This is a genomic window from Prochlorococcus marinus str. MIT 1013 (assembly GCF_027359395.1).
Taxonomy (GTDB): Bacteria; Cyanobacteriota; Cyanobacteriia; order PCC-6307; family Cyanobiaceae; genus Prochlorococcus_B; species Prochlorococcus_B marinus_E.
In genome coordinates this window covers 1577073-1594760 of the sequence record NZ_CP114778.1, presented here as the reverse complement: position 1 = coordinate 1594760, position 17688 = coordinate 1577073, and the positions used below count along the sequence as shown (strand labels likewise).

Sequence of the window (17688 nt, the reverse complement as noted above, 5' to 3'; positions counted from 1 at the left end):
GGTGTTTTGATGATTTCCAATTGGAAGATTTTGATCTAGGTAATAACTGTTGGAACGGACATGCCTGTTCGTTTTGAGATCTCAGCTAGAGAATCAATACTTTTAATTAAAGGATCCAAAGCCAACTGCGGATCTTGAGTGATATCACCATCACTTGGAGTAAAGCTTTCAAAGTAAACCCTTAACGTAGCTCCTTGAGTGCCAGTGCCAGATAGTCTGACTAGAACTCTACTACCATCATCTAATAAAATTCTCAAACCCTGATTAAGCGTAATTGAACCATCAACTGGATCTGTATAGCTAAAATCATCAGCATTTGTTACTGTCCTTCCAGCAAAAGATTGATCTTTTAAACTGGGAAGCATATTGCTCAATCTCGAATAAAGAGAATTGGCAACTTCAGATGGAATAGATTCATAGTCGTGACGAGAATAGTAATGACGACCATAAAATAGCCAATGATTTCTCAATATCTCAGAAACAGACTTTTTCTTGGACGCAAGTATCTGCAACCAAAAAAGAACAGCCCACAATCCATCTTTTTCTCTTATATGATCACTTCCAGTTCCAAAGCTCTCCTCTCCACACAGAGTAATTTGATTAGAGTCCAAAAGATTACCAAAGAATTTCCATCCGGTAGGCGTTTCAAAGCAATTTATCCCTAAATGTTTCGCGACAACATCTACAGCGGAACTCGTCGGCATGGAACGAGCAACACCAGATAAACCTTTGGCATACCCTGGCACACAATCGTAATTCGCAGCTAAAATTGCAAGGCTATCACTAGGATTTACAAAGCAACCACGTCCCAAAATCATATTTCTATCACCATCGCCATCACATGCTGCTCCGAACGAAAATAAATTCCCTTGTAAAAGCAAGTCAGCAAGATCTTTTGCATAAGTCAAATTTGGGTCAGGATGAAGACCCCCAAAATCTTCCAAAGGTATTCCATTCCTTACTGTTTCTGAATTAGCTCCTAAATAATCAACAAAAAGACGCTTTGCATATGGTCCTGTAACAGCATTTAATGCATCAAAAACGATTGGAAAATCTTTGTTAATATATGAACTAATCAAATCAAAATCAAATATTTTTTTCATTAAATCTAAGTAATCTTCTATTCCATCAATTATCTCCACAACCATTGAAGCTAATTTATATTTACCAGGTGAATAAGACCTATTTGATTGACATTTTATGATCTTATATTCTTTAAGATTTTTGGAGTAATTATAAATTTCTTCAGTTAAAGGTTCGGAGGCAGGTCCACCATTTGGGCCATTTAGCTTGACTCCAAAATCACCTTCAAGTCCACCTGGATTGTGACTGGCAGATAAAATAATTCCACCTATTGCTTTATTAATTCGAATCAAATTAGAAGCCGCAGGGGTCGACAAAATTCCATCTACAGTTGTTATGACTTTTTGAATTCCATGTGCAGCTGCCATCCGGATAATAATATCAATCGCTCTTTTGTTGCCATATCTACCATCACCCCCTACAACCAAAACACCTCCTTGCACTCCAGGCAGGGAACTGAAGATTGATTCAATAAAACTCTCAAGGTAATGAGCCTTTTCAAATTGCAAAGTACTTTTTCTTAATCCAGAGGTACCTGGTTTCTGATCAGTAAAAGGGGAGTTTAACTTAATTGTAAGTTGGCTAAATTCTGAAGAAAACACTTTGAAAATAGATTAGTGAATAATATTAAAAAATGAATCGAAAATCAAAATGGTAACACTTTGAATTCAGTGAGGCATTTCAGAAGTACGAAGCATTGCGACAAACCAAAGAGTACTTAAAATCAACGCACTTAAAACACCGGGACCCAATCCTAAACGCTCAATCGTAGTAGGAATTAATAAAGGAAAAGCAATAGCCCCTACTAATGGAGTAAAAGCTACAATTAATCGAACCATGAATTAAGTGGGATTAGATTTAAAACCATTCTGATTCAGCTTTTGCATTTGGATTCGTATTATCAACCGGAGTAACTCTTTCGAATTTCATTGTTATGTTCCTTGAATCTACCCTATCTTTATCTATCGCTTTAATTGAATAGTTCTGAATCCCATCTCTGAAAGGGACTTGCAATCTAAAAGTTCCATCATTGGCTAATGGAATCTCTTCATCTTCGATAAATAATTTAGCGGATGGGTCAGTAGCTCCATAAACAATTAATTCAGCATCTGCAACTAGCCAAAAAGAACGTGGTTGAGGAACCAATCCAATACCCGATTCATTTAATCCACTAGCCCAAAGTCCACTTCCAGATTCATTGTTAAAATTCTGATCATTAGGTGCACCCTCTTGAAATTCTTCTGACCCAACTCGTCTTGTTCTAAATTTTGTAGTAGCAGATTGATATAAGCGCTCATGAAGACCACTATCTGGCTGATCAGAAGAAACACTATCATCCACAGCCTCAGAAGATGTAGTAATTGGCGCTTCCAAACTAAAAGGTACAAATTGATCAAGAATTTGATCACTTGGATGTAGTGAGGGTACTTTCGCTGAAGATGAAAAAGCAAGTGACATCCATTTATGGCCAATGCGATAACCCAATTCAACCTTATAGTCTCTACCTCCTAAAGGAATAGGTAAGTACCACTCAGTGCTGTGACTATCAACAACAACTTCTTGAAGAGTTCCAGGATTGACTTCTCCATTGTCTCTATGAGTAACATCGGCTAAACGCAAGCACAGCCTATTAGCACCTTCATTTTGCGCATTAGAACGATCTGAATCTGAGATCTCCCAAAATACATACGCCCACTCGGGATCACGAGGTAGAAAGACTACTTTGGTCTCTGATGAATTTGAAGATATAGTTTCTTGAGAGGGTGTGGTTTTTTCGTTTATCAACTGTCTTTCTAATTCCTTTTTTTCTTCATATAGCAAAACACCTTTAACTAAATCAGCTTTTGATTTTCTGCTATAAAGAGGAATACCTAAATCACTCGCTTTAATACGAAGCTGACGAAGTGTTAAACGTGACAGGGATTCTTGATCAAAAGTCACGCCCATAAACCTCCATTTTTTATTTGGGATCAGTCCGATAAGTATGTGATGAAATGTGCTCTTCTCGTTAGTGTGGTCAGCATCTACTGACTCCAAGAACAGATCATAAACTGGTACTTGCTGTTAAAAAGCATTGCTGTAACTAGGAACTAGGAGTTGATTTAGTATTCAAAAATTCTCAACAAACAAAATTAATTCAAAGAGAATTTAAAAAATTTCCTAATTTTTGAAATTTCGAAAACTTTAATTTCTTTGGGATCATTTTCTTTTCATGTTCGGCCCAGAACAATTTCAAGCGTCATATGCGTCAATTAAATTTCTCAATGTCAAATCCAATGGAGCAACTTTTAAATCATTTGACAGTCTTTCCAACTGGATAGCTGCCCCGGAAAATTGCTCAAACATAACTTGAACAAACTCGTCATCTTTAAGCATTATGGGATTCTTCAAACACCATTCCAGCCATTCCTCTTTAACAGGGATCAACCCTTCTGAATTTTTCTTACGCATGGATTTAAAACATTGCAAGCAGTGCGCAAGCATTCTGAGATGATGCTTTTCACTCACTGAAAGGCTGGTCAAAGCAATCAAATTTATATCGTCTTTGCTTAAGGGACTATTTTCAGAATTATCTTCAAAAGCAGATTCCATCATCTGAGAGTGGGAGCAACTATGGCCAGTAAAGTTTAAAAGAATATTTATATTTATAATAGATTTTATATCACTTTCTTTCATTTATATACAAAATAAAGATACTCATTCATTAAATATTACAAGTTCAAAACAGAAATTTATAAATAAGGTTATCAGCATTCACAGGGGTTTATACCACTATTTCAATATATGTTAAAGTCATCTAGAAATTCAAAAAGGGTTAAGAGTTTTATTCCAGCACATTTCAAATTTGAAACGATTCTAAGTATTTTGGTTTATGGTGTTGTGAGATTAAAACTACTTTCGTAACACTGGGTTTTCCCCCTTGATTTGACTTAGAATGTCGTTTGAGATCCAACTATGAAAACACTCTGATCCAATGACGAACCCCAAATGTCATAATTGAAGATTATCTTGGATCTTAAAAGCCAAACTTTTCATAAATAAAACACTACTACGACTTGATTTAATCAAAATAAAATGACTCAAACTAATACTGTCGAAGAAATTGTTTCCCAGCCTTATAAATATGGTTTCATCACTGATATAGAAACTGAAAAGATAGCAAAAGGATTGAATGAAGATGTTATCAGGTTGATTTCTGCAAAAAAGAATGAGCCAAATTTCTTATTGAAATTTCGTTTAAGAGCTTATGAACAATGGTTGAAGATGAAAGAGCCGAATTGGTCTGGTTTAACTTATTCCAAAGTAGATTATGAGGATCTAGTTTATTATGCAGCCCCAAAACAAGATATAAAAAAGAAGAGTTTAGATGAAGTTGATCCTAAATTACTTGAAACTTTTGAAAAGCTTGGCATACCACTTAGTGAACAAAAAAGGTTATCTAATGTAGCTGTTGATGCTGTATTTGACAGTGTTTCCATAGCTACTACATATAAAGAAAAGCTAGCTGAACATGGAGTAATATTTTGCTCTATCAGTGAAGCAATTAGTGAATATCCAGATTTAATTGAAAAATATATGGGAACAGTTGTTCCTATAAATGATAATTTTTTTGCAGCCCTAAATTCTGCTGTTTTCAGTGATGGTTCATTTGTTTATATACCTAAAGGTGTCGAATGTCCAATGGAATTATCATCTTATTTCCGAATAAATTCTGGAGACACTGGCCAATTTGAACGAACCTTAATTATTGCAGAAGAATCTTCCTCTGTTAGTTATCTAGAGGGTTGTACGGCGCCTATGTTTGATACCAATACGCTACATGCTGCTGTTGTTGAGCTTGTCGCACTCGATAATGCCTCTATTAAATATTCAACAGTGCAAAATTGGTATGCAGGTAATGAAGAAGGGGTTGGAGGAATATATAACTTCGTCACTAAACGAGGAGAATGCAGAGGAAAGAAAAGCAAAATAAGCTGGTCTCAAGTCGAAACAGGATCTGCTATCACATGGAAATACCCAAGTTGCGTACTGCAAGGAGACAATTCAATTGGTGAGTTTTATTCAATTGCACTCACAAATAATTTTCAGAAAGCAGATACCGGGACAAAAATGATTCACATAGGAAAAAATACAAAATCAAAAATCGTAAGTAAAGGTATCAGCGCTGGACAATCTAAGAACAGCTATCGAGGTCTTGTCTCCATAAGCCCAAATGCTGAAGGCTCTAGAAATTACAGTCAATGTGACTCTATGTTGATCGGCGACAAGGCCAGCGCAAACACATATCCATATATTCAATCCAAGCAACCTCAATCAAATATTGAACATGAAGCTAGTACTTGTAGGATTTCAGAAGATCAACTGTTTTACTTACAAAGTAGAGGAATTGATTTTGAAGAATCTGTTTCAATGATAATTAGTGGATTTTGTAGTGATGTTTTCAATGAATTACCTATGGAGTTTGCATCTGAAGCAGATAAACTTCTAGCTTTAAAATTGGAGGGTTCTGTTGGATAAAAATAATTTAAAACCATACTTTTTCCCTCTACAAATTTCCCTCTAATTTAGTGATTCTATCAACTTCAGAAACAATATTATCTATTAACGATCTTCATGCCAGTGTTGAAGATCAAGCGATTCTTCATGGAGTCAATCTGTTAGTAAAAGAAGGGGAAATCCATGCAATTATGGGTCGCAATGGAAGTGGAAAAAGTACTCTTTCAAAAGTTATTGCTGGGCATCCAGCTTACAAAGTTCTATCAGGTTCTATCCAATTTAAAGGTACGAATATTCTTGAGCTAGCCCCTGAGGAAAGAGCAAGAATCGGAATTTTCCTTGGTTTCCAATACCCAGTAGAAATTCCTGGTGTTAGTAATCTAGAGTTCTTAAGAGTTGCTACCAATTCAAGAAGAAAAGAATTACTTAAAAGTGAATTAGATACTTTTGAATTCGAAGACCTAGTAAAAGAAAGATTGAAAATAGTTGAAATGAATCCAGCCTTTCTAGAAAGAAGCGTAAATGAGGGTTTTTCTGGTGGAGAGAAAAAACGTAACGAGATTCTTCAAATGGCCCTTCTTGAACCAGTCATATCAATACTCGATGAAACTGATTCAGGACTTGATATTGATGCTCTGAGAATTGTTGCATCTGGCATCAATAAACTCTCAAAACCAAATTCGGCAACAATTTTAATAACGCATTATCAAAGACTGCTTAATGAGATTACTCCTGACTTTGTACACATAATGGCTGATGGAAAAATAATAAAAACTGGCAACAAAGAACTAGCAATTGACCTGGAAAAATCAGGTTATGACTTTATTGACAAAAATACCAAAGATAAGGAAATGGCAACATGAAATCATCAACTATTTGCCAAGAATGGCTTGACTCTCTTAAGCCAACTGATGGTTATTTAAAAAACGAACAATCAATAGGACGAGAATTTCTCTTAAAGCAAGGGATGCCCACTAAGAAAGATGAAGCCTGGCGATTATCCAACTTCAATAAGTTAAATAATTTTTTGTCATTACCAACAATTATTGAGAGCAAAGATATTAAATTCAAATCTATCTTTCCAGAAAAGGATAAAAATAGAGAAAGGGTTATAATTAATCCTAATGAAAATCCAATTTTAAATATTAATTTACCTAATGGTATTGAAAAACTGAATGATCAAGAAATTGAAGAGAACCTTGGCAAAATAGTTAAGTCTACTAATATTAAAAATGACGTATCAGTATCTCTTAACCAGGCATCAAGCTCTGAGCTTTTAGCATTAAAAGTTAAGCCTAGTTTCAGTCAATCATTAGAAATCGTAATTCCATCGATAGAGGAGAAGTCAATCTCAACTAGAATCTTTCTACTTGTTGAAGAGGGAGCTAAATTAGATCTTTTACAAGTTCTAATAGGTAATAAGAATTCAGCACAAAATCATTTAATCGAAATAAAGCTGGAATCCAAAGTAGAGTTAACTCATGGATTAATTTCTTTGGGTGAAGAAAAAGAATCCTCCTCAATTTGTACTTTAGCTGTAGAACAATCAAAAAAAAGTAAATATTCTCTTCATTCAATACATCATGGTTGGGATTATGCCCGCTTCGAACCAAGAATCATTCAAAGTGAAGGAGACGCTTCAACAATTATCAAAGGCCTCCAAGTCACTCAATCAAAAGAGCAAATATCCACACACTCTCTAATTAGATTTGAAGGTCCAGATGGAAAGCTTGATCAATTACAAAAAGCCGTAGCTTCTGAATATTCTCATTGCATTTTTAATGGTTCGATTAATGTTCCTCAAAAAGCCCAAAAAACAGAAGCTGCACAGCTGAGTAGAAATTTATTACTTTCCAAACGCGCCAGAATAGATACAAAACCAGAGCTTGAAATAGTTGCTGATGATGTTAGGTGTACTCACGGAGCAACTGTAAGCCAACTCCAAGATGAGGAATTATTTTATTTACTTAGTAGAGGTATTGATAATAAACATGCTAATTCTTTGTTATTAAAAGGATATTATGATGAAATAATTTCAAACTTTCCTAAAAGTGCTAGAAAGTGGAATTTTATTGAAAAGTTAATACAAGATATAAAAAAGTGAACCATTTAGTAAAAAATATTGCCGAAAAATATAGAAATGATTTTCCACTTTTTAATGGAAATAATAATAATTTAATATATCTAGATCATGCAGCTACTAGTCAAAAGCCACAAGAAGTTATAGATTCTTTAAAAAAATACTATAGCTTTCAAAATGCTAATGTTCATAGAGGTGCACATCAGTTGAGTGCAATCGCAACAGAAAAATTTGAAAATTCAAGAAAGTTAACAGCAAATTTTGTTAATAGTAATAATGAAAAAGAGATTATTTTTACTAGAAATGCTACGGAAGCTATCAACCTTGTGGCTTATACATGGGGAAATTATGAACTTCAGGAAAACGACGAAATCTTAATAAGTTTAATGGAACATCATAGTAATATAGTTCCTTGGCAATTAATAGCTAACGCAAAAAAGTGCAAGCTCATTTATATCAATATTGATAAAAATGGAGAATTGGATCTTGATGATTTTAGAAAAAAATTGAGTGATAAAACTAAAATAGTAAGTCTTGTTCATGTAAGTAATACACTAGGAAGTTGTAATCCTATCGAGGAAATTTCAGACCTTGCACATCAAAAAGGTAGCTTAGTTCTTTTAGATGCTTGCCAAAGTCTTGCTCATAAACCGGTAGATATTAAAAAACTTGGTATTGATTTTCTGGCAGGATCTTCTCATAAACTTTGCGGGCCTACTGGTATAGGTTTTTTATGGGGAAGAGAAGAAATTTTAGACAAAATTCCTCCTTTCCTTGGTGGAGGAGAAATGATTAATGAAGTTTTTAAGGACAACAGCACTTGGGCAAACTTGCCACATAAATTCGAAGCGGGTACTCCAGCCATAGGTGAAGCAATCGGTATGGGAACCGCACTTAATTACTTACAATCAATTGGATTAAACGAAATCCATAATTACGAGAAAGAATTAACAAAATATCTTTTTGAAAAACTTGAAGAGATAGATGATTTAAAGATTCTTGGTCCTAGCCCATTAATTCAGCCTGATAGAGGACCATTAGCAACTTTTCATATAAAAGGTATTCATTCCAATGATGTTGCGGAGTTACTTGATAACAGCAATATTTGCATTAGGAGTGGTCATCATTGCTGCCAACCCCTCCATCGCTTCTATGGGATAAAAAGCACAGCGAGAGCAAGCTTAAGCTTTATTTCTACTCCATCAGAAATTGACTCTCTTACTGAAGAACTAAAATCAGTAATTTCTTTTTTAAAGAAAAATTCTTAAATATTTAGATATTGTTTAAAAAAAGCCTCTGTTTTTTTTAATACATCAACTTTTATTTTGCCGTCCTTAAATCCATGACCTTCGTTCTCAAACAAATCTATTTGCACTGGAATTTCACGTTTTAATAATTCATCTTTGATTTTAATAGATTGATCACAGGGTATAACTTTATCTTTTAACCCATGAAATAAAATCAATGGCATATTGATAGAATTAACATTTTGAATTGGAGATCTTTTAAGATATTGTTCATAATCAGTTTCTATATTGCCTATTAGATAATCTAAATAAAATTCTTCAAATCTATGAGTTGAATTAGCCATACCTATCAAATCAATTACAGCATATTTACAAGCTCCAACATTAAAAATGTCAGTAGATATCAAGCAGCCTAAAGCTGTAAAGCCTGATGCACTACTCCCTACAATTGCTATATGGTCTTTGTTAGCCTTACCAGATGCAATCAATGACTCAGCTGCCTTAGTGCAATCCAAAACATCGATTACCCCCAGTTTCCGCTCAATCGATCTCTATATTCCCTACCGAAACCAGAAGAACCTCCATAATTAACATCAACAACTGCCCAACCTCTTGATGTCCAAAATTGCACCTCTAAATCCAATCCACATCGAGCCATACCAGTAGGCCCGCTATGACTTTTCACCAACAATGGTGGTAATAATATTTGTCTATTGAGAGGTGGATAATACCAAGCATGAACATTCTTTTCATTTGATCCGATAAACCAAAAAGATTCGCCAATACTTATTTCCTTTGGATCCAAGCTAAATGAAGAGGCAGGAGTATGGTCCCAACTTTCATCCACTAAATCTATTTCAAGAATCCCTTCACTAATTTCTGAACTACTGGCAATTGCAACAAGTCGATTTTGATACGAATGAAGACCTGAGAAATCAATAAAAGGTTGGTCAATAATTCGGATAAATCCATTTTTTTGAAATAAAGCTAAAGTCCAAATTCCTTCTTGAGCAAAAACTCCAACGACATCATCCCCCACACATGAAAAGCTCGACATCCCATGAACCCATTGTGGAAAAGCAATTTCAGCCTTCATAGTCCACTGATTCTGAGAAATAGTAATTAAATGATTCTTATTGTCAGTTTTAATCTTTGTGATATTCCACCAGCCACTACTATCTTCAGCGACAAAAAGATCACCTATATCAGACCAAGTGGGCTTAAAAAATGAAATTTTTTTCGTGCACTTTAAATATTCATTATTAAAATTGATTATATTTATGATATTTACGTTTTCATCCAATTTGGCTAATTTTAATTCATTTAAATCCCAAGGCATTGAAGTATTTTCCCACTCAACCCATGCCAACTTTCTATCTTTAGAATTCAGCGCAAGATAACCTAATAAGCCCTTAGATGAATAAAGAATTTTTGGATATTGATAAGTTTTATCTAAAGAATAAGAAACTATATGATCTCCTTCTTCATCTTCCATCAATCCAATCCAAATATTTTTTTCAAGATCAATTACGCCACCTGCAAGAAAACAATTATGTTTTTTTGAAAGACAAACTGATTGTATTTTAGGTATTAATTTAAAAGAAGAAGATTTTTCATTTTCTTCCGCAGAAGACCAAATTCTTATCCATAAGCAATTATCTTTATTGTCGACCCAAGTCAATATTAGATCTGACCCATTCTGGGTAGCTGTTAACGGAGCACCACCATATCCATGAATTTTTGTCCTTAAATCACTTGGATATGGTGTTAACTCCTGAGGTAATAAATCTTTTCGACCCCAAGGTCTAATTAAAGCTGTAGTTCTTCCCTTTTCGTTTGGTCGTTGTTCTAACCATAAAACCCACTCACCTATTATCCGAGGCTCTTTAAATATGGGAGCTTCTCCAAAAACCTTTTCAGCATCGAAAATTGTCATTATTTCTCCTCATTGATGTTGAGAGTCAATGATTAATTCACTCATGGAACTTAAAACAAAGTAAAGTATAAAAGTTGTTGTATTAAGACTCCTTTGGCTGGCAGTTTTGCTCAACTTGCAAAAAATGCAGAAAAAAAGAAGCCCTCAATTTCAGTTTCGAAAGAACCTGTCAAGAATCCCCCTTTAAAGGTGTATCAACTGGGACACGAGGCTTTAAGAACACCAGCCAATCGTATCGTCAAAGTTGATGATTCAATTCGAAAGTTAGTTAAAGATATGCTCATAACTATGTATTCTTCAAAAGGTATTGGTTTAGCAGCGCCTCAAGTCGGAATACAAAAGAGATTGTTAGTTATTGATTTAAATTTTGAAGATCCAAATGCTCCACCGATGGTATTTATAAATCCTGAGATAATTTCATCTAATGCAAGCTTAGTTACATATGAAGAAGGTTGTCTCAGTATACCTGGCGTTTACCTTAATGTTTTACGGCCCTCATCAATTAAATTAATTTATCGAGATGAATTGGGTAGGCCAAAAAAAATGAATGCAGATGGTCTAATGGCAAGATGCATTCAGCACGAAATAGACCACCTAAATGGTGTCTGTTTTGTTGATAAAGTAACTGATGAAGAAGAGCTGAAAAAACAATTAAATGAAAATAATTTCAATCAAAGCGATGTAATAAAAGAAATGAATTGAAAGACTCATTTCAATTAAAACTATAAAGAGTCAAATTAGATTCTTATTATTGGTCTCTCCTCAAATTCAATGACAACAATTTTTGATAAAATTCTTAGTGGTGAAATACCATGTGACGAGGTTTTCAGTGATAACAAATGCCTAGCTTTCAAAGATATTACCCCCCAAGCACCTACTCACATTTTAATCATTCCTAGAAAACCTATTCCAAGTCTGCAACATATAAAAAAAGAAGATCAAGAATTACTGGGTCACTTACTTCTAAAAGGGACCGAAATTGCTAATGCCTCTGGTTTAGAAAGTTGGAGAACCATTATTAATACAGGCGAAGAAGCTGGTCAAACAGTATTTCACTTACATATTCATATCATTGGCGGAAGGAAATTAAGTTGGCCACCAGGGTGACTTTTGGATTTTCATGATTTTGATCAACGCACACGATTGTCTTACTGGCTTAGTTGCTTTCTCAACTTCACCCATTTATGCGCTATAAGGTATTTAATTAATCGTGTTCAATGGACTCCCAAACTGCTGCAGATAAAAACAGCATTATTAATAAAATAAACACAAATCTAGAAGATTTTTGGTCAAATCTTAGTGAGAACCAGCAATCTATTTTAAAAAAACTATGGTCAATTTTAACTTACAAATGGCAGTGGCAGATAATTCTCAATGTCCCTTTTTTGGTTATTTGGGTTTTAGATCAAACTATTCCTGCAGTTCATTCTTTTAATATGCAACTTATTTCTTCGCTACCATTACCAATGATAATAAAAACATATTTGGGTTTTAGCTAAGATATAAAAATAAATGACTTTGATGAGTTTCTGAACTTGAGAAGTGTCAAATTGAACTTTAAAAAATAAGCTAGCCTTATTCCTTATCAAGTAATTATTGACTTTGAAATAATCAAATTAATATGACTTCATCAATTACTAAAGCTCAAAAAGGACTAGTAAGCCAACTAATTAAATTAAGAAAGCTCACTCAGCCATATTTTCTACCTTATACAAAGAATAATGGCTGGCTATTTGTCTATTTATTAATAGCTTTATTATTTTGTGTGGGTGGAACAGTTTTATTTTTACTAACAGGTTTAATGAGCCTGTTAACTAATTTAGTTCCAGAGGTAACCAACCAATTTTTAGGAGGGGTTCAAAATTCCTTAAAGGTTATTTGGAATGGCCCTTCAGGAATAATAATTTCAGGTTTGTTTGCCTTAGGCAGTTTTTCATTTATCACTTTTCGTGGCCAGCTAAGGCAAAGGAGATGGCTCCCTTGGCTTTTACTAGGAGTAATCATATTGATGTTGTTATCTGTCAATGGAATTAACGCAGGAATTACTTTTCTCGTCAGAGATATAACTAATGCCTTAATACAAAAAGATGAAAATGAAAGTTATAAGAATTTGTGGATTCTTGGAATTTGTTTTATTGCAGCTCTTCCAATAAGAAGCTTACAATTTTATTTTTCAGCAAAACTTCAGCTTTTATGGAGAGAATGGTTATCCAAAAGCCTCATTACCGACTATTTAGATGATAGGACATATTACATATTAAATCCCAACGATGAATCTGAAACTAATGTCGATAATCCGGATCAAAGAATTACAGAAGATGCAAGAGACTTTACCGCACAAACTATTGATCTTTCGTTAAATATTTTTGATTCTTTATTAGTATTTTCATTAAACATTTTTATTTTACTAAGTATAAGTAAAGAGCTAACACTTGCTCTAATAGTTTACGCCACAATAGTTTCATCTTTACTACTTTTTGCTAGTAGAAAACTGTTTAAATTAAATTATGATCAATTACGATTTGAAGCAGATTTTCGTTATGGTCTTGTACATGTAAGAAACAATGCAGAATCAATTGCTTTTTATTCTGGTGAAAACCAAGAAGAAAAAGAAGTCAGTAGGAGACTCAAGTCTGTAGTTGATAACTTTAATCTTTTAATAATATGGGAAGCATTATTAAGGGTACTCCAACGCTCTGGAATTTATGGAAGTGTCTTTATTCCGTTCATTATTCTCGCAGGACCAATTCTTAGCGGCCAAATGGACTATGGAAGTTTTCAACAAGCCAATTTAAACTATAACCTTCTTGAGGGATCATTATTTTTTATTATTTATAAAATAGAGGCTTTAGCTAGATTCTCAGCTTCCATAGGCAGACTTGAAGGATTTCAATCAAATATGAATGAGATTAGAGATAACAAATTTGATGACTTTAAAGTAGAAATTAAAGCCAACGATTCTATTATTCTTAAAAATGTAAGCATCAAAACTCCTGGAAAAGATAATTTCCTGATTAATAATCTAAATCTAAGTCTTGGGACAGGCCAAAGTTTACTTGTAGTAGGACCTTCTGGTTGTGGGAAGACGTCTTTGCTTAGAGCTATTAGTGGTCTATGGGCAATACAATCTGGTGAGATAGAAACACCCTCAAATGGTGATTTACTTTTTATCCCACAAAAACCATATATGACTCTTGGCTCTTTAAGAGAACAGCTTTGTTACCCTTTAGATAAGAACCGATTCAGTGATGAACATCTAAAAGCCGTTTTAGAAGAAGTCAAGTTACCTCAAATTATCCAGAGGTATCCTAACCTAAATATCAAACAAGATTGGCAAAGACTATTATCTCTGGGAGAGCAACAAAGGCTAGCTTTCGCAAGACTTTTGCTAAATTCACCTAAATATGTTGTTTTAGATGAAGCAACAAGTGCATTAGACGTAAATACAGAAAAGCATCTATATGAACTTCTTAACCAACGCGAGATGGCTTGTATTAGCGTTGGTCATAGGCCAACCTTGAAGAACTATCATGAAACTGTACTTGAAATCACTGAGAACAAAGGTTGGCGATTATTGCCCGCTGAAAGTTATCAATTCAATCAAAGCTAGTGTATTTTATGAACTCAAATACTGAAACAATCCAAGATAATCAGTCAACCGAACCAGAAAAAACTGATTCAGAAATAAAAAATCTTCAACCTAGCGCAACCACAAATGATATTCCTGAATTTGGTTGGAGTGGTTATGCCGAGAGAATAAATGGAAGATTTGCAATGATTGGTCTAATGGCAGTTCTACTTGTAGAAGCACTTAGTAAGATATCTTTTTTGGAATGGGCTGGAATAATTAGTAAATAATAATTTTTGGATTAATCATCAAATCTTGAACTGTTATCTCTTGGTCTCGACGACTTTCTTTTGGATGATGAATACGAGCTTTTAGAAGATGGTCTTTCTTTAGTAGGGGTCGCATCAGAGTTTTGCGCAGGTCTTCTACTTACTCGTCTTACACCTTTTTCAGAACTAGAAAAAGCTGCATCTTCAATACTATTATTAGTTTTAGAAGACCTCCTGGATGCATTATAGTTACTAGTTTGATTATCAGAATTTAGCCTTGAAGATGATTCTTGAGAAGAGTTAGGGGCTACATTTCTTCTACGACTTGAATTTTGACCACTAGCGGAGGGACGGGAGCCTCTTCTAGTTTCTTGTCGGCTAGTTCGCCTGTCTCCAAAACTTGAGCCTCTAACTGAGGAAGATTCTGAATTATCAAATCGTCCCATTCTACTTTCTGTTTCAGCTCTTCGAGTATTAATTTCTGAAGAACTAATATTTCTTGGCCTTCTACTTACAGCCTGCTCAGGAATTACCGCCCTCGATGGACGTCTTCCATAATTTTCATCATCTGCATATTCTTCTTGATAATCTTCTCTCCCTGAAAATCTTCTATTAATAGGTTGAGATTCCTCAAATCGATCATAATTTCTATCAGAGCCTGCATCAGACAAACCTCCTCTGGAGGATCTTGGTAACTCAGGTTCATCATCAAAATATGAAGATCTTCGTGCTTGATCGGTTGCAATACCTCTCAGACGAACACTTTCATAAGCAAAGAAAACAGTGGTCCCAGCAAGCAAAAACTGTCCAAATTGAAGAATAGGATCTAAACGCCATCCTTGGAAAAAAAGTATTCCGCCACAGAGCAAGCCAATGGCAGCAAAAAAAACATCGTAATCTCTTGCCAATGCTGGCTTAAAAGATCTAAGAAAATATAAGCCAGCTCCGCATACAGCAAGAACTATGCCAACAATGCTGGCCCAATTGAGACTGGCATTGACCAAGTTTGTCCTCTTAAATAAACATATTCAGGTTGAAAACAACCTTATTGTTATTAGTCTATGGCATAAATAGGTGATTGCTAGGGCTATCTACTCAATGCATCTTTTTGACTAACCCAAATCAAGGCAGCAGCAGCAGGTGCAACTATCAAAGCTCCAGCTGCAAGAAAACTTCCTATCATTCCAACAGCAGAACTTGTAGCAGCTTGACTAGAAGCTCCAGCACTAAGGAACAAATTTAATAAATGAAAAGCCATTTCAGCTAATTCTTATGCAAGACCGAGTAATCTTACGCAATAAAAGATGATTTAAACCATCTATTCAATAATGCTTTGAGCTTTGTGATGCCTCTGTTAGTTAAAAGTCTCCCAACCCTACATTTTTTAATGAGTTTTTTAATAGGTGCGCTAACCCTTGCATTCCTTCTAAGAATTATTTTGACTTGGTACCCAAAAATAGATTTAAGAACTGGTTTTTGGCCAATTATCTTCTTGCCAACTGAACCTGTTCTAGTGTCTACTCGAAAAATTGTTGCTCCGATAGGTGGTGTAGATGTTACTCCGATTATTTGGGTAGGCCTCTTAAGTCTTTTTCGAGAATTGTTTCTTGGTCAACAAGGTTTATTGACTCAAATTATATTTTGATATTTATAGCTATTTACAACATTTCTTGTTCGACAAACTTTGTATGAACATCACCTTTTATAAATTCTTTTCTTTTAAGTAATTTCAAATGAAAATCAATAGTTGTAGTAATTCCTGTGACTGCACATTCATTTAAAGCTCTTTCCATCCTTTTTAGTGCAGCTTCTCTATCCCTTCCCCAAACAATTAATTTTCCTATTAAAGAATCATAAAAAGGAGGAATATCGTAACCAGTGTAAACGTGGCTATCTACCCTTACACCCGGTCCACCAGGAGGTAACCAACCTGTGATTTTTCCTGGAGAAGGTCGAAAGTTGTGACTTGGATCTTCAGCGTTAATTCTACATTCAATTGCATGTCCCTCAAGCTTGATCTCTGCTTGAGTAAATTTTAATTTTTCTCCTCCAGCTATAAGTAATTGTTCTGAAATTAGATCCATACCAGTAACTAACTCAGTAACAGGATGTTCTACCTGTATTCGAGTATTCATTTCCATAAAATAAAAACTTCCGTGTCGATCAAGCAAGAATTCCACTGTTCCAGCGCCTTCGTAATTGATGCTTTTTGCTGCTGAAACTGCAGCTTCTCCCATTCTTATTCTTAGCTGATCATCTAAAGCTGGACTTGGTGATTCCTCTAACAATTTCTGATGCCGTCTTTGAATCGAGCAATCTCTTTCTCCGAGATGAACGACGTTACCAAATCGGTCAGCAAGAATTTGAACCTCTACATGCCTTGGGCGATCAATAAATTTCTCCATATAAAGTCCTGGGTTGCCAAATGCAGCCTCTGCTTCCCCCTGCGCAGCTTTAAAAAGATTCTCCAATTCATCAGCATGACTAACTAAACGCATGCCTCTTCCACCGCCTCCTGCAGTTGCTTTAATCATTACTGGATAACCCATTTCAGCGGCAAGCTTGGATGCATCTGAAACAGTATCGAGCAAACCCTCACTTCCAGGGACGGTAGGTACTCCAACCTTTTGCATAGTCGATTTAGCTGTCGACTTGTCACCCATGGAACGTATTGCATGAGGAGATGGGCCTACAAAAATAAGCCCGTGGTCACCGCAAATCTCTGCAAATCGATCATTCTCAGCTAAAAAGCCATAACCAGGGTGAATAGCATCTACTCCTCTTGAAGTTGCGGCAGCAAGTATGTTTGGAACATTTAGATAACTTTTACTGCTAGGCGAATCTCCAACGCATACAGCTTCATCAGCTAATTGAACATGTAACGCATTTTTATCAACAGTACTGTAAACAGCTACCGTAGCTATCCCCATCTCACGACAGCTTCGGAGAATTCTTAAAGCTATTTCGCCACGATTAGCTATCAGCAGTTTGCCTATGGGCATTCAAAA

At 35.1% G+C, this 17688-nt stretch carries 17 protein-coding genes and 1 pseudogene; 10 read left to right on the top strand and 8 right to left on the bottom strand.

Annotation, left to right across the window (positions count from 1 at the left end):
• Positions 1–35 precede the first annotated feature (35 nt).
• From O5633_RS09070 to O5633_RS09055, 4 genes are all read right to left on the bottom strand, one after another.
• A complete protein-coding gene (locus tag O5633_RS09070; protein WP_269609349.1) occupies positions 36–1685 on the bottom strand; it encodes an alpha-D-glucose phosphate-specific phosphoglucomutase in 1650 nt (549 codons plus the stop codon).
• Positions 1686–1751: 66 nt separating this feature from the next.
• A complete protein-coding gene (locus O5633_RS09065; protein WP_269609348.1) occupies positions 1752–1922 on the bottom strand; it encodes a hypothetical protein in 171 nt (56 codons plus the stop codon).
• A 19-nt stretch (positions 1923–1941) separates the two neighbouring features.
• Positions 1942–3024, bottom strand: coding sequence for a DUF4912 domain-containing protein (locus tag O5633_RS09060; RefSeq protein WP_420063637.1), 1083 nt, complete (start codon positions 3022–3024; stop codon positions 1942–1944).
• A 291-nt stretch (positions 3025–3315) separates the two neighbouring features.
• Entirely contained in the window at positions 3316–3759 is a 444-nt protein-coding gene (locus O5633_RS09055; RefSeq protein WP_269609347.1) for a hypothetical protein, read from the bottom strand.
• 399 nt (positions 3760–4158) lie between these two features.
• Between O5633_RS09055 and sufB the strand changes: the two genes are divergently transcribed.
• Genes sufB through O5633_RS09035 form a run of 4 tightly spaced genes read left to right on the top strand, consistent with a single transcriptional unit; the run spans position 4159 to position 8928 of the window.
• On the top strand, positions 4159–5601 hold the full coding sequence (gene sufB / locus O5633_RS09050) for a Fe-S cluster assembly protein SufB (RefSeq protein WP_269609346.1): 1443 nt from the start codon (positions 4159–4161) through the stop codon (positions 5599–5601).
• A gap of 50 nt (positions 5602–5651) precedes the next feature.
• On the top strand, positions 5652–6443 hold the full coding sequence (sufC, locus tag O5633_RS09045; RefSeq protein WP_269609345.1) for a Fe-S cluster assembly ATPase SufC: 792 nt from the start codon (positions 5652–5654) through the stop codon (positions 6441–6443).
• Positions 6440–7684 carry a Fe-S cluster assembly protein SufD gene (gene sufD, locus O5633_RS09040; RefSeq protein ID WP_269609344.1) on the top strand — a complete coding sequence of 415 codons (1245 nt, stop codon included), beginning with the start codon at positions 6440–6442 and terminating at the stop codon, positions 7682–7684. The genes sufC and sufD overlap by 4 nt, the downstream gene beginning before the upstream one ends.
• On the top strand, positions 7681–8928 hold the full coding sequence (locus O5633_RS09035) for an aminotransferase class V-fold PLP-dependent enzyme (protein ID WP_269609343.1): 1248 nt from the start codon (positions 7681–7683) through the stop codon (positions 8926–8928). The genes sufD and O5633_RS09035 overlap by 4 nt, the downstream gene beginning before the upstream one ends.
• On the opposite strand, the pseudogene O5633_RS09030 reads toward O5633_RS09035, so the two are convergent.
• Positions 8925–9565 (bottom strand): annotated as a pseudogene (locus tag O5633_RS09030) (prolyl oligopeptidase family serine peptidase). The gene O5633_RS09035 and the pseudogene O5633_RS09030 sit on opposite strands and share 4 nt — an antisense overlap.
• 1371 nt (positions 9566–10936) lie before the next feature.
• Between O5633_RS09030 and def the strand changes: the two are divergent.
• The 5 genes from def to O5633_RS09000 all read left to right on the top strand — a co-directional run bounded on the left by def (position 10937) and on the right by O5633_RS09000 (position 14701).
• Positions 10937–11545: a peptide deformylase gene (gene def, locus O5633_RS09020; RefSeq protein WP_269609339.1), complete on the top strand. Its 609-nt coding sequence runs from the start codon at positions 10937–10939 to the stop codon at positions 11543–11545.
• Positions 11546–11614: 69 nt separating this feature from the next.
• On the top strand, positions 11615–11950 hold the full coding sequence (locus O5633_RS09015; protein ID WP_269609338.1) for a histidine triad nucleotide-binding protein: 336 nt from the start codon (positions 11615–11617) through the stop codon (positions 11948–11950).
• Positions 11951–12060: 110 nt separating this feature from the next.
• A complete protein-coding gene (locus tag O5633_RS09010) occupies positions 12061–12342 on the top strand; it encodes a hypothetical protein (protein ID WP_269609337.1) in 282 nt (93 codons plus the stop codon).
• Between the two features lie 122 nt (positions 12343–12464).
• Complete coding sequence (locus O5633_RS09005; RefSeq protein ID WP_269609336.1) at positions 12465–14453, top strand: ABC transporter ATP-binding protein/permease; 1989 nt, start codon at positions 12465–12467, stop codon at positions 14451–14453.
• Between the two features lie 8 nt (positions 14454–14461).
• Positions 14462–14701, top strand: coding sequence for a chlorophyll a/b-binding protein (locus O5633_RS09000; protein WP_269609335.1), 240 nt, complete (start codon positions 14462–14464; stop codon positions 14699–14701).
• An 11-nt stretch (positions 14702–14712) separates the two neighbouring features.
• Here the strand turns inward: O5633_RS09000 and O5633_RS08995 are convergent, their stop codons facing one another.
• Entirely contained in the window at positions 14713–15684 is a 972-nt protein-coding gene (locus O5633_RS08995; protein ID WP_269609334.1) for a Ycf66 family protein, read from the bottom strand.
• Positions 15685–15767: 83 nt separating this feature from the next.
• The gene (gene psbX / locus O5633_RS08990; protein WP_269609333.1) at positions 15768–15938 is read right to left on the bottom strand and encodes a photosystem II reaction center protein PsbX; all 171 of its coding nucleotides are present in this window, start codon (positions 15936–15938) and stop codon (positions 15768–15770) included.
• 87 nt (positions 15939–16025) lie between these two features.
• Here psbX and O5633_RS08985 point away from each other — a divergent pair, with 87 nt between their 5' ends.
• The gene (locus O5633_RS08985; RefSeq protein ID WP_269609332.1) at positions 16026–16325 is read left to right on the top strand and encodes a YggT family protein; all 300 of its coding nucleotides are present in this window, start codon (positions 16026–16028) and stop codon (positions 16323–16325) included.
• A 13-nt stretch (positions 16326–16338) separates the two neighbouring features.
• Here the strand turns inward: O5633_RS08985 and accC are convergent, their stop codons facing one another.
• Positions 16339–17682: an acetyl-CoA carboxylase biotin carboxylase subunit gene (gene accC, locus O5633_RS08980; RefSeq protein ID WP_269609331.1), complete on the bottom strand. Its 1344-nt coding sequence runs from the start codon at positions 17680–17682 to the stop codon at positions 16339–16341.
• Positions 17683–17688: the final 6 nt, after the last annotated feature.